13 protein-coding genes are annotated in these 11,282 nt (G+C 67.0%); 6 read left to right on the top strand and 7 right to left on the bottom strand.

The window, feature by feature from the left end:
* The 6 genes from AC1DU6_RS10310 to AC1DU6_RS10285 all read right to left on the bottom strand — a co-directional run.
* On the bottom strand, positions 1 to 881 hold an 881-nt coding region (locus tag AC1DU6_RS10310), incomplete at its 3' end, for an acetyl-CoA C-acyltransferase (RefSeq protein ID WP_477857037.1).
* 14 nt (positions 882 to 895) lie between these two features.
* Positions 896 to 1,387, bottom strand: a complete 492-nt coding sequence (locus AC1DU6_RS10305) for a DUF4442 domain-containing protein (RefSeq protein ID WP_235532080.1) — start codon at positions 1,385 to 1,387, stop codon at positions 896 to 898.
* A 64-nt stretch (positions 1,388 to 1,451) separates the two neighbouring features.
* On the bottom strand, positions 1,452 to 3,848 hold the full coding sequence (locus AC1DU6_RS10300) for a 3-hydroxyacyl-CoA dehydrogenase/enoyl-CoA hydratase family protein (protein ID WP_477857035.1): 2,397 nt from the start codon (positions 3,846 to 3,848) through the stop codon (positions 1,452 to 1,454).
* A 174-nt stretch (positions 3,849 to 4,022) separates the two neighbouring features.
* The gene (locus AC1DU6_RS10295; protein WP_056203610.1) at positions 4,023 to 4,448 is read right to left on the bottom strand and encodes a DUF2147 domain-containing protein; all 426 of its coding nucleotides are present in this window, start codon (positions 4,446 to 4,448) and stop codon (positions 4,023 to 4,025) included.
* A gap of 29 nt (positions 4,449 to 4,477) precedes the next feature.
* On the bottom strand, positions 4,478 to 6,268 hold the full coding sequence (locus tag AC1DU6_RS10290) for an acyl-CoA dehydrogenase C-terminal domain-containing protein (RefSeq protein ID WP_477857033.1): 1,791 nt from the start codon (positions 6,266 to 6,268) through the stop codon (positions 4,478 to 4,480).
* A gap of 40 nt (positions 6,269 to 6,308) precedes the next feature.
* Entirely contained in the window at positions 6,309 to 7,022 is a 714-nt protein-coding gene (locus tag AC1DU6_RS10285) for a TetR/AcrR family transcriptional regulator (protein WP_457325991.1), read from the bottom strand.
* A gap of 370 nt (positions 7,023 to 7,392) precedes the next feature.
* Between AC1DU6_RS10285 and AC1DU6_RS10280 the strand changes: the two genes are divergently transcribed.
* From AC1DU6_RS10280 to AC1DU6_RS10255, 6 genes are all read left to right on the top strand, one after another.
* Positions 7,393 to 7,950, top strand: a complete 558-nt coding sequence (locus AC1DU6_RS10280; protein WP_056203026.1) for an HNH endonuclease — start codon at positions 7,393 to 7,395, stop codon at positions 7,948 to 7,950.
* A 115-nt stretch (positions 7,951 to 8,065) separates the two neighbouring features.
* Positions 8,066 to 8,557, top strand: coding sequence for an outer membrane lipoprotein (locus tag AC1DU6_RS10275; protein ID WP_235532079.1), 492 nt, complete (start codon positions 8,066 to 8,068; stop codon positions 8,555 to 8,557).
* A 43-nt stretch (positions 8,558 to 8,600) separates the two neighbouring features.
* Positions 8,601 to 8,876: a hypothetical protein gene (locus AC1DU6_RS10270; protein WP_457323434.1), complete on the top strand. Its 276-nt coding sequence runs from the start codon at positions 8,601 to 8,603 to the stop codon at positions 8,874 to 8,876.
* Complete coding sequence (locus AC1DU6_RS10265; RefSeq protein ID WP_457323435.1) at positions 8,873 to 9,355, top strand: hypothetical protein; 483 nt, start codon at positions 8,873 to 8,875, stop codon at positions 9,353 to 9,355. The genes AC1DU6_RS10270 and AC1DU6_RS10265 overlap by 4 nt, the downstream gene beginning before the upstream one ends.
* A gap of 72 nt (positions 9,356 to 9,427) precedes the next feature.
* Positions 9,428 to 9,886 carry a DUF1203 domain-containing protein gene (locus AC1DU6_RS10260; protein ID WP_477857030.1) on the top strand — a complete coding sequence of 153 codons (459 nt, stop codon included), beginning with the start codon at positions 9,428 to 9,430 and terminating at the stop codon, positions 9,884 to 9,886.
* A gap of 97 nt (positions 9,887 to 9,983) precedes the next feature.
* Positions 9,984 to 10,571 carry a PEP-CTERM sorting domain-containing protein gene (locus tag AC1DU6_RS10255; RefSeq protein ID WP_457323437.1) on the top strand — a complete coding sequence of 196 codons (588 nt, stop codon included), beginning with the start codon at positions 9,984 to 9,986 and terminating at the stop codon, positions 10,569 to 10,571.
* On the opposite strand, the gene AC1DU6_RS10250 is transcribed toward AC1DU6_RS10255, so the two are convergent.
* Positions 10,568 to 11,282, bottom strand: a 715-nt coding sequence (locus AC1DU6_RS10250) for a carbon-nitrogen hydrolase family protein (RefSeq protein WP_477857028.1), incomplete at its 5' end; no start/stop codon positions are given. The two genes, AC1DU6_RS10255 and AC1DU6_RS10250, sit on opposite strands and share 4 nt — an antisense overlap.

Raw genomic sequence — 11,282 nt, 5'->3', positions numbered from 1 at the left:
ATCTCCGGCGGCACGCCACGCACGGCGAAGGACACGAAGCGTGCCAGCGGCGTCAGGTTGTAGCGCTTGAGCGCCGCTTCGCTGACGATCAGCAAACCACCCGAACCGTCGGAGGTCTGCGAGCTGTTGCCGGCGGTGACGCTGCCCTTGGCGGCGAACACGGGCTTGAGCTTGGCCAGGCCTTCCAGCGACGTGTCGGGGCGGGCGCCCTCGTCGAGCTTGACGGTGCGGGTCCTGGTGTTGACCGTGCCGTCCGCCAAGTTGGGCGTGCGCTCGACGATGTCGAAGGGCGTCATCTCGGCGTCGAAGTGGCCGGCAGCCATCGCGGCGACGGCACGGCGGTGCGATTCCACCGAGAACTCGTCCTGCGCTTCGCGGCTGATCTTCCACTGCGCCGCGACCTTCTCGGCCGTCAGGCCCATGCCGTAGGCGATGCCGATGTTCTCGTCCTTCTCGAAGATCAGCGGCGACAGGCTGGGCTTGTTGCCGCCCATCGGGATCATGGACATCGATTCGACGCCGCCGGCGAACATCACATCGGCCTCGCCGACGCGGATGCGGTCCGCGGCCATCTGCACGGCGGTGACGCCGGAGGCGCAGTAGCGGTTGATGGTCACGCCGCCGATGGTCGGGCCCAGGCCCGCCAGCACCGAGGCCACGCGGGCGATGTTCATGCCCTGCTCGCCTTCGGGGAAGGAGCAGCCGACGATGGCGTCTTCAATGGCCGCCGGGTCCAGGCCCGGGGCCTGGGCCAGCACGGCCTGCATCACCTTGACGAGCATCTCGTCGGGGCGGGTGTTCTTGAAGTAGCCGCGGCCGCTCTTGCCGATGGGCAGACGGGTGGCGGAGACGATGTAGGCGTCTTGGACTTGCTTGCTCATGGTCTTTCCTTTACTTAAGCCTGGGGCTTTTCTTTGGGCACCCAGGCCCAGACAAATTCACACTCGATCGGCTCGATGCCGGCTTCGTCGGTCACGGTCACGGCGACCCGCACTTCACCCTTGGTCTCGTTCGCCATCGTGAAGCGTTGGGCAGCGGTCAGGTGCGCCTTGGCGACCAGGCCGCCGGTGGCGCGCTTCCTGAAGTTCACCTGCAACGACTTGCACAGCGGCAGGCAGTCGTCACGCACATTCATGCCCACCACCATGCCGGTGGCGGTCTCGGCGAGCAGCGACATCGCGGCCGCATGCACGCCCTTGATGTGGTTCTGCACCGGGCGCTTGTTGGCGACGCGGATCTCGCTGCTTTCGGGCGTGAGGGCAATGAAATCGAGCGATGCCGTGCCCGTGAAGGGCACTGCGCGGCGCAGCGCGAAGTTGCGCGCGGCGCCCCGCAGCGGGCCGGGCAGGCCGTCCAGCTTGGCGAGGGTGCGTTGAAGCCGGTTCACTTTTGTTCCTAGTCAGTCGAGGACAGAGCTCGCGCTGCGCGCTTCGGTCTGTCCCGCGATGTCATTAGTTTCGAACCGGCTTGCCGGTTTGCAACATGCCCATGATTCGCTCTTGAGTCTTGGGGTTGTCCAGCAGCGCGCAGAAGTGCTTGCGCTCCAGGGCCATCAGGTACTCCTCCGTCACCAGGGAGCCCGCCTCGACCTCGCCACCGCAGACCACGTCGGCAATTGCCGCAGCCAGGTGGTAGTCGTGGGCGCTGACGAAGCCGCCGTCGCGCATATTGGCGACCTGGCCCTTGATGGTCGCGATGCCGCTGCGGCCGGCGACCGGGAACAGAGCCTTGTGCGGCGGGCGGTAGCCGGCTTCGGCCATGCCGATGGCGGTGGCCGTCGCCACGTGCAGCAGCTCGTCCTTGTGCGGCACGATGATGTCGCTATCGAGCAGGAAGCCGTTCTTCTTAGCCTCATGCGCAGAGGTCGCGACCTTGGCCGTAGCCGCGGTCAGGAAGCCGTCCTTCAGGAAGGCCAGGATGTCGGCGCCGGCATTGCCAGCGGTGGCCATCTCGGCGGCGCGGCGAGCGATATAGGTCAGGCCACCGCCGCCGGGCACCAGGCCCACGCCGACTTCAACCAGGCCCACATAGCTCTCGACGTGGGCGACACGGCGTGCGCAGTGCACGGCCAGCTCGGCACCACCGCCCAGGGCCAGGCCGCGCATGGCGGCGACGACCGGCACGCTGGCGTAGCGCAGGCGCAGCATCATGTCCTGCAGCTTCTTCTCTTCCGGCGCGATGCCCTTGCTGCCCATCTTCATGAAGACAGGCATCAGGCTCTCGAGATTGGCGCCGGCCGAGAACACGTCGTCCGGCGACCAGATCACCAGGCCCTTGTAGTCGGCTTCGGCGATCTCGACGGCGCGCAAAAGACCTTCGGTGACGGCCGGGCTGATCAGGTGCAGCTTGGCGGTGATGGAGGCGATGACGACGTTGCCGTCCAGCGTCCAGACGCGCACTTCCTCGTTCTTGAACAGCTCGGTGCCGCTCTTCAGCGGGTCGGCGGCGCCGGAGCCCAGCAGCGACTCGGGGAAGGCCTGGCGCTTGTAAACCGGCAGCTCGCTGCGCGGCTTGAACTTGCCCTCAGCGGCGCTCCACGAGCCCGCCGGCGTGTGCACGCCACCGGCTTCGGCCACCGGGCCCTCGGTGACCCAGGCCGGCAGCGGAGCGCTGGACAGCGTCTTGCCGTCGGCGATGTCGGCCGAGATCCATTCAGCGAYCTGCTTCCAGCCGGCCGCCTGCCACAGCTCGAAGGGGCCTTGCGTGGTGCCGAAGCCCCAGCGCATCGCGAAGTCGATCTCGCGGGCCGTGTCGGCCACCGTGTTCAGGTGCACGGCCGCGTAGTGGAAGCTGTCGCGCAGGATGGCCCACAGGAACTGGGCTTGCGGGTTGGTGCTCTCGCGCAGCAGCTTGAGGCGGTCGGCCGGCGCCTTCTTCAGGATGCGGGCGACGATCTCGTCAGCCTTCTTGCCGCCGGCGACGTACTCGCCCGTGGCGAAGTCCAGGCGCTGGATGTCCTTGCCGACCTTCTTGTAGAAACCGGCGCCGGTCTTCTGGCCCAGGGCGCCCTTCTCGATCAGGCCGGCCAGCACCTTGGGCGTGGCGTAGGTCGAGTAGAAGGGGTCGTCCTTCAGGTTGTCCTGCATCGTCTTGACGACGTGGGCCATGGTGTCCAGGCCGACGACGTCCGCGGTGCGGAAGGTGCCCGACGAGGCGCGGCCCAGCTTCTTGCCGGTCAGGTCGTCGACGACGTCCACCGACAGGCCGAACTTCTCGGCCTCGATCATCGTGGCCATCATGCCGGCGATGCCGACGCGGTTGGCGACGAAGTTGGGCGTGTCGTGGGCGCGCACGACGCTCTTGCCCAGCGACGTGGTCACGAAGGCTTCGAGCTGGTCGAGGATCTCCGGCTGCGTGGTCGGCGTGTTGATCAGCTCGACCAGGGCCATGTAGCGCGGCGGGTTGAAGAAGTGGATGCCGCAGAAGCGCGGCTTGATTTCTTCGGGCAGCACTTCGGAGAGCTTGGTGATGCTCAATCCAGATGTGTTCGAAGCCACGATCGCATGCGGTGCGACGAAGGGCGCGATCTTGGTGTACAGGTCGAGCTTCCAGTCCATGCGCTCGGCAATGGCCTCGATGATGAGGTCGCAGCCGCGCAGGACTTCCAGGTGCTCTTCGTAATTGGCCTGCTGGATCAGCGCGGCTTCCGATGCATCACCCAGCGGGGCCGGCTTGAGCTTCTTCAGGCCGTCGACGGCCTTGGTGACGATGCCATTCTTGGCGCCTTCTTTCGCAGGCAGGTCGAACAGCACGACCGGCACCTTGCAGTTGACGAGGTGGGCCGCAATCTGCGCGCCCATCACGCCGGCGCCGAGCACGGCGACCTTGCGGACTTGGAATCGACTCATTTCTTTCTCCATGTTTGCCAGTTGTTCATTGCCCTTCGGGCCGAGCGCCGGGCCGCCCCAAGCCGGCCCGGCTGGCGATGTGCTTGCGGCTCAACGCCGCAAGCATCGCCGTCCCCTCGGGGGACCGACCAGGCTGGCCCGCGTGCAGCGCGGCAGCCTGGGCGAGGGGCCACTTCATTCCACGCGAATCCACGTCTGCGTGCGGTAGAAGGGGCCGATGTAGCCGCGCATCTCCAGTTTCTTGCCACCGTCCACCGGCTTCAAGCGGGTGCGGTAGGTCTTGCCGTTATTAGGGTCGAGGATCTCGCCGCCGCCCCAGATGCCGTCGCCTTCGGTCTTCACGCCGCGGATGATCTGCAGGCCGACGACGGGCTGGTCCCTGCGGTCATCCTTGCACTTGTCGCATTTCGCGTTGGGCTCCGCGCTCGGGTCCAGCAGCTTGTCGATGCTGCCGACGAGGGTGCCCCCCTGTTCGCTGATGCGGACCAGCGACTTCGCGGTTTTGCCGTCGTCGTCGATGGTCTTCCACAGGCCCACGGGTGAAGTCTGCGCGAACGCAAACGCGGGCAACAGCAGGGCAGCAGCGAACAGGAATTTCATCGGGGCATCCTTGTCGTTCATCAAGCGGTTCAGAACAGAGCTTCTTCCATTTCCATCAGCGGCGCCAGGCCCRCACGGCAGGTGCGGATCAGCGTCGCCGTCTCGGGCAGCAGCTTCGCGAAATAGAAGCGCGCCGTGGCCAGCTTGGCCGTGTAGAACGGGTCACCACTGTCCTTCTTGGCCAGAGCGATCTTGGCGGCCTGCGCGAAGAAGAAGGCGAAGGTCATGTGGCCCACCACGCGCAGATAGTCCACCGCCGCGGCGCCGACCTCATCCGGGTTGCCAAAGGCCTTCATGCCCAGTTCCTGCGTGAGCTTGTTGACCTTGTCGCCGAGGTCGGCAAGCGGGTTCACGAACTCCTGCATGGCCTCGTTGGTGCCTTCTTCCTCGATGAAGGCGGCGATCTTCTTGCCGAACTTCTTCAGCGTGGCGCCGTTGTTGCCCAGCACCTTGCGGCCCAGCAGGTCCAGCGACTGGATGGTGTTGGTGCCCTCATAGATCATGTTGATGCGCGCATCGCGCACGAACTGCTCCATGCCCCATTCGTGGATGAAGCCGTGGMCGCCAAATACCTGCATGCAGTGCGAGGTGGCCAGCCAGCCGTTGTCGGTGATGAAGGCCTTGATGATGGGCGTCAGCAGCGCGACCTCGGCCTCGGCGTCCTTGCGCTCGTCCTCGTCGTCGCTCTTGAGCGCCTTGTCCAGCTGCAGCACCGTGTAGCCCTGCAGCATGCGGCCGCCTTCGGCGAAGGCGCGGGCCGTCAGCAGCATCTTGCGCACGTCGGGGTGCACGATGATGGGATCGGCGGGCTTGTCCGGGGCCTTGGGGCCGGAAAGCGCCCGCATCTGGATGCGGTCCTTGGCATAGGCGACGGCGTTCTGATAGGCCACCTCGGTCAGGCCCAGGGACTGGTTGCCGACACCCAGGCGAGCAGCGTTCATCATGACGAACATGGCGGCCAGGCCCTTGTTGGGCTGGCCCACCAGCGTGCCGTTGGCGCCTTCCAGCACGATCTGCGCGGTGGCGTTGCCGTGGATGCCCATCTTGTGCTCCAGGCCGGCGCAGAAGACGCCGTTTCGGCTGCCCAGTGAGCCGTCCGCGTTGACGTTGAACTTGGGCACGATGAAGAGCGAAATGCCCTTGGAGCCCACGGGCGCGTCCGGCAGGCGGGCCAGCACCAGGTGGACGATGTTCTCGGCCATGTCGTGTTCGCCGGCCGAGATGAAGATCTTCTGGCCGGTGATCTTGTAAGTGCCATCGGCCTGCGGTTCGGCCTTGCTGCGCAGCATGCCGAGGTCGGTGCCGCAATGCGGCTCGGTCAGGCACATGGTGCCGGTCCATTCGCCGCTGGTCAGCTTGGGCAGGTAGGTGGCCTGCTGCTCGGGCGTGCCATGGGCATGCAGGGCTTCATAGGCGCCATGCGAGAGGCCCGGGTACATCGTCCAGGCCTGGTTGGCCGAGTTCAGCATCTCGTAGAAGAACTGGTTCACCAGATGCGGCAGGCCCTGGCCGCCGAACTGCGGATCGCAGCTCAAAGCAGGCCAGCCGCCTTCGACGTACTGCTTGTAGGCTTCCTTGAAGCCCTTGGGCGGCTTGACCTCGTGCGTGGTCTTGTCGAGCGTGCAGCCCTCGGCGTCGCCGCTGAGATTGATGGGCGCAAGCACCTCGGCGGCGAACTTGCCACCCTCCTCAAGCACCGCGTTGATCGTGTCGGCGTCGATGTCTGCATGCGCGGGCAGCATCTTCAGTTCGTCGACGACGTTCAACAGCTCGTGCATGACGAACTGCATGTCACGCATGGGCGGGGTGTACTGGGGCATCGGGGTACTCCTGGAACGGTCAGTGGGTCAAGAAAGGGGTTCAGCGCTTGGCGGTGCCGGTCTTTGGAAGCTTGCGGCTGCCGTCGATGTCGAGGCCAAGCGGCGTGGCGTAGAACTGGATGGCTCGGTCGAAGCCGATGCCGGCGCGTGCCAGCGCACCGGGGATGCGCATGAAGCGCGCGTCGTGGTGCAGGGACAGGATCAGGCCGTGCAGCTCGAAGCAGATCTGCTCGACATCGGCATCGGCTTTCAGATGGCCCTCGCTGATGGCGAGCTGGATGGCCTTTTGCAGCGCCGCATGCCAGGCCTTGACCATGGCCACGAGAGCATCGCGCACCGGGCCGGGCCGGTCGTCGAACTCGACGGCGCCACTGATGTAGATGCAGCCGGAGTCGACCTCGACGGATACGCGGCGCACCCAGCGCTCGAACATCGCGCGCAGGCGCGGCAGGCCGCGCGGCTCGCGGATGGCGGTGAAGAAGACTTCTTCCTCGAACTTGGCGTGATACTCAGTGACGACCGCGATCTGCAGTTCCTCACGCGAGCCGAAGTGGGCGAAGACGCCCGACTTGCTCATGGCTGTCACATCGGCCAGTGCGCCGATGGACAAGCCCTCCAGGCCCATGTGCGAGGCCAGGCCGAGAGCAGCCTCAAGGATGGCGGCACGGGTCTGCTGGCCTTTTTGCAGCGAACGCGCAACGCGCGCCGGCTTCGCAACGCGCAGCGGGGCGGTTTTCTTGGCGGGAGTGGGCAGCGTGGACACGGGCAGAAGGGGCGGAAGCCAGCCTGGAATAAAACGAACGATCGTTCTATTTTGCAGGTCGCTCCCGTGACAGCGCCAGCTTGTCCTACCGATTTCCTAGGGTGATGTGCCTAATACTGCCAACAACCTAGTGCAAACCCCAGCCCCTCGTCCGGTCTCGCGCCGCTGAACGCGGGCGTGCCCGGCCGATCCCCGGGGGGATGGCGATGCATGCGGCATCGAGCCGCATGCACATCGCCCGACGGGCCGGCTAGGGGCGGCCCGTCGCTCGGCCCGAAAGACCGAGCCGCCACGCTGTCACGGGCGCGAGCTTGAGTGCGAGGTCGCTTCTGAAGTAGTCTCCGGCAGGAGGTTGACTTCTGTGGATGTGCTCCAACTCGATGTCTCCGGCCGACCCCAGGCCTGGATCACGACCCGTGAAGCGGCCGTGATCTACGCTTGCGACGGCGTGGCCTGGACGCTGGGCGACCCCTGCCAGGTGCTGCGCGGGGGCTGGCAGCGCATCTCCGGGCGCCAGTCGCGCATCGAGGTCCACCCCATCATTGCCGTGCGTGGCGCCGTTCCCAGCCGGGCCTGGCGCCAGGCGCCGGCGCTGACCAACAGCAAGTTGTTCGTGCGCGACCGCTTCGTCTGCGCCTACTGCGGCCACCACTGCCTGCCCGAAGACCTGACACGCGAGCACATTCACCCGACGTCGCGCGGCGGCTACGACACCTGGATGAACTGCATCACCGCTTGCCGGCCCTGCAATGGCCGCAAGGGCAACCGCATGCCGGAGGAGGCGCACATGAGCCTGCTCTACCTGCCCTATGTGCCCAGCCTGCACGAGGACATGATCCTGCGCGGCCGCCGCATCCTGGCCGACCAGATGGAGTTCCTGCTCGCCAGCGTGCCGCGCAGCTCGCGCCTGCATGGGTGATGCGGGTCATTCCCGTTGACCGCCAACGGTAAAGAGTTGTAGTCGGGGGCATCGAGCCGTCAACGGCGAGACAATTGGCGACGTTGGGCTGCCGGTTTGCCCAAGGAGTATTCGAATGTCCAAGCTCATGACCTCCCTCACCCTGGCTGCGGCCCTGGTGCTTTCGGCCTGCTCGACGACCAGCCCCGACGTCGTCCAGCGTGGTGACGCGCAACGCATGTCCCAGATCCAGGACGCCACCGTGCTGTCCTCCCGCCCCGTCACCGTCGACGGCTCGCAGAGCGGCGTCGGCGGCGTGGCCGGTGGCGTGACCGGCGCGATTGCCGGCAGCTCGGTCGGCGGCCGCCGTGAAGGCGCGGTCGTTGGCGTCATCGGTGCCGTCGCCGGCGCCGTCATCGGCAACGCCATCGAGCGCTCGGCGACCAAGGAAGATGCTCTCGAAATCATCGTCCAGCTGCGCAACGGCGAGCGCCGCGCGATCGTCCAGGCCAAGGGCGCCGAAGCCTTCAACAGCGGTGACCCCGTCGTCCTCGTGACGACCGGCGGCAAGACCCGCGTGCAGCGCGCCCCGGCCGTCGTGCCGGCCGCTCCGGCCACCAACGGCTGACGCTCACAGGCCGGCTTGTCTCCAAGGGGGGACAATCCGGCCCATGAGCATGAAGAAAACCGATCTTGAACGGCTCGCCGGCCTGAAGCTGGACAGCGCGATGCGCGGCAAGGCGGCCCCCGGCCGCTTCGGCCAGGCCGCTGCCGCCCTGCCTGACCGCAAGGCCCAGCGCAAGCTGGACGCCGCCGCCGGCCTCGTTCCCTTTGCCTGCAAGTTGCCTGCTGAACTGACCGAGCAGTTGCGCGAACGCGCCACCGGCCGTGAAGGCGGCATCAATGCGCTCGTCGCCGAGCTGCTGGCCAAGGGATTGAAGGCATGACTGATCTGGACGAACCCGTCTTCGAGGCGCGCCTATGGCGCGACAACGGCTGGACGGCCCAGGTCATCAAGAACGAAGACGACGAAGGCTGGGCTGTCGCGATGTTCAAGGCCGGCGAAAGCGAGCCGGCCCTGGTCGGCCCCTGGACCATGGGGCGCGACAAGAAGAATCCCAAGCCACTGGACGTCAACGCCTTCAACACGCTGGTTAAGACGGCCTCCGAGGTCCTCCGCCGCCATGAGCAGCAACTGCACGCCCAGCTGAACAAGGCGCTCTATGTGGCGCGCGATGGCAACTGGCTGAAGATCACGCTGGAGATCGTGCCCGCCGAAGACGATCCCTATGCCTGGCTGGCAGCCTTCGATGCCGCAGGCGAGCGCCTGGCGCAGGTCAAGGTCGCCGCCGGCTTCAAGCTCAGCCAGGCGTCCGCCGAAGCCTGGGTGGACAACGACTATGAGCGTCCCGCAGGCCGAGATTGAAGGTCCGATTGCGGCCAGACGCAGCCCGGCCGTGTCTGAAGAATGGCGTGCATCCACCCCTTGGAGCACACCATGTCCTTTCGCATCACCGGGCTGTCCGCCCAACCCTTCCAGCACCTCTTCGGCCTGAGTGACGCAGCGCTGGCCGRCCATGGCGCGCTGCGCCATCGCGGCGCGGGCCTGCCCGACCGCGTCGAACTGCGCGACACCACTGAGGATGAGTCCGTGCTGCTCATCAACCACGAGCACCAGCCTGCCGACACGCCCTACCGCTCCCGCCACGCCATCTACGTGCGCGAACAGGCCGGAGAAGCTTTCGACGCCATCGACACCGTGCCCGACGCATTGCGCAGCCGCCTGCTGTCACTGCGCGCCTTCGATGCAGCGGGCCTGATGATCGATGCGGACATCGTCGACGGCGCAGCCATCGAAGGCCTCATCGAGCGCCTGCTGTCCCAGCCCGAGGTGGACTACATCCACGCCCATTACGCACGACGCGGCTGCTATGCGGCGCTGATCCGGCGCACCTGATCCCGCTCCCCCCGAGTCGGGGGACACCCCCAAGTTCGAAGCCCACGGCGCGGACCGGCGGCGGATAGATTGCGCCGAACCCCACCGGAGACGCGCGATGACTTCGATGCCCCGCCTGCCGCTGCTCGCTGCCGCCGCCTTGCTGACGGTCGCGCCCGCCTGGGCCGCCACGCTGTACACCTTGCCCGCGCCGACGGCCACGTTGGACACCACGGTCTCGGTGACCGCCAATTTCGCCGCTGGCGCCGGCGCCGGCCTGATCGATTTCACGCTGGCCGGCTACGCCACGCTGGACGGCGACAACGGCTACATCGACATCCTGCGCGTGACGCTGAACGGCAGCGAAGTGTTCAGCGGCACCTGGAATCTCGGCGGCGGTGGCGCCGACCGCGTGCTGTTCAACCCGAACGGCGCCACGGTCGGTGCGGTGGTCAACCAGCAGCTGACGATCAGCCTCCCCGTCACGCTGGCCGCGGGCAGCAACCAACTGGTCTTCAGCATCGACAGCCCGACGAGCTTTGAAGGTTCAGACCGTGCCGGCTTCCAGGGCCTGGGCGACGAGGGCTGGGGCTTGAATGCCGCAACGGTGACCGGCGCGACTGCCCCGGTGCCCGAACCCGCCAGTGGCGCGCTGCTGCTGGCCGGCCTGGGCGTATTCGGCTGGCTGGCCAAGCGCCGGCGCTAAGCCAGATCCACGACGATCAAGGCGGCTTCATCCCGCGGCAGCGTCAGCACGCAGTGGCCATCCGGCGCAATGACGACGCTGGCCCCGAAACCGCGCTGCTCGGGTGCGTTCAGCGATTCGGGCCAGTTGCTCTGCAGCACCCAGGCGCCCAGCTCGCGCGCCAGTGCCTCGGCACCACTGCGATAGGCCTTGCACAGCGCCGCCTGCTCGGCGTCGGATTCGCTGATGTAGCTGGGCCAGAAGATCACGCGTGGCCCCGAGCCAATGGCCGCGGCGCGCAGCTCCGGTAGCAGCGCTGCGCCGTCCAGCGTCTCGCGGCACAGCACCGACGTCGCCAGCACGCCGCCGATCGCCGTCCAGCCGCGTTCATCACCCCGCGCGAAGAAAGTCGCCTCGCTGTCGGTCAGCCCGCGCTTGTGCACGCGGCCCAGCTCGCGGCCCGCGGCGTCGATGTAGAGATGGCTGTTGAACACCGCGCCGTCCACGCCCAGTGTCGGCACGCCCACGGCCGCCGCGATGCCGAGCCGCGCGCAGGCCGCACGCAGTTGCGCCTCGGCATCGGTCAGCGCCCGTTCATCGAGCAGTTCAGGCACGCGGCGGTGAAAGCCCGTCAACGCCAGCTCGGTGCCGACGCAGCCCTGGGCACCGGCCGCTGCGGCCGCCTCCAATGTGGCCAGCGTCTCGGCCAGGCTGGCCTGCAGCGTCCAGTGC

The sequence above is a fragment of the Roseateles sp. P5_B10 genome (genome assembly GCF_056400485.1).
The sequence above is the reverse complement of the archived record's forward strand: the minus strand, read 5'-3'. Positions and strand labels throughout refer to the sequence as shown.